This is a genomic window from Mesorhizobium sp. f-mel (genome assembly GCF_053850215.1).
This window is the reverse complement of sequence record NZ_JBSPTO010000074.1, coordinates 1-1,189: the sequence shown is the minus strand read 5'-3', so window position 1 is coordinate 1,189 and position 1,189 is coordinate 1. Positions and strand designations below refer to the sequence as shown.

Sequence of the window (1,189 nt, the reverse complement as noted above, 5' to 3'; positions counted from 1 at the left end):
TGGGCTTGGAGGGGATCGTATCCAAGCGAGCGGATGCCCCCTATCGCTCAGGTGTGCAGACGAGCTGGCTCAAGGTGAAATGCATCAAGAGCGACACCTTCCCCATTGTTGCTTTCGTCGAGAAGCTCGGCGCCCATCCACGCCGCATTGCGTCCCTTTACATAGGCCGCTGGGAAGGCGATCGCCTGCTCTACGCTGGCAAGGCCCAAGGCGGCTACAGCTTGACGACAGCGCGGCATGTTAGAGAGCGGCTTGATCCACTGATCATCGGCAAGTCGCCTTTATCAGAGCCCATCGTGAAGCCGAAGGCGACCTGGATCAGACCAGAGGTCCTGGCCGAGGTGCAATTCAGCGGCGTCACCGATCGTGGCATCCTGCGCGAGGCAGTGTTCAAGGGCGTGCGCGAGGACCTCGTGACGATCCCGGCGAAGTCGCCCGCTCCTTCAAAGAGACGAGAGGCAGTCGGGCAACATGGGGTTCCTCGCGAGAACATTCTGCAATTGCTTCCGAATGCGGTTTCGCCCTCCAAGGAAGAGCTTGTGCGCTACTGGGAGCGGGTTGCTGATCAAGCGCTGATCCATCTCGGCCGGCGACCGCTGAGGCTGGTCCGCCATGCTTTTGGGGCCACCTTCTACCACAAGGGCACTCTACCGATGATTCCCGCGGCGGTGCATCAGTTGCGCGTCCAGAAGCGCGAGGGAGGCGAGGGCGTTCGCGTGTGGGTGGACGACCTTGCCGGTTTGCTCGGGCTGGTCGAGATGGATGCCGTAGAGGTGCATCCCTGGAACGCCACCGTTGACGATATCGAGCATGCTGATCGCGTCGTGCTGGACCTCGATCCGGGGGAGGGCATCGAGTGGGCGGAAGTGATCGAGACCGCGTTGGCGCTCCGCGACATCATGGAAGCGGCAGGTCTGGAGAGTTGGCCGAAGGTGACGGGCGGCAAGGGCATTCACTTAATGGGACCGCTTGAGACAAAGATGACCCACGACAGCGCCCGGCAATTGGCCAAGTCGCTCGCCCAGTGCCTTGTTGAGGCACGCCCCGGTCGTTATCTACTCTCTGCCGCTCCGGCAGCCCGAAGAGGTCGCATCTTTCTTGACTACCTTCGCAACGGACGCGGCAACACCGCGGTGGGAGCCTTCTCCCCACGAGCCCGACCGGGCTTCCCAATCGCCCATCCTGTAAC

1 protein-coding gene is annotated in these 1,189 nt (G+C 62.2%); it reads left to right on the top strand.

Annotated features, from left to right (window positions below):
- The coding region (ligD, locus tag ACWUKX_RS30930; RefSeq protein WP_456010451.1) for a non-homologous end-joining DNA ligase LigD at nt 1-1,189 on the top strand (1,189 nt) is incomplete at both ends.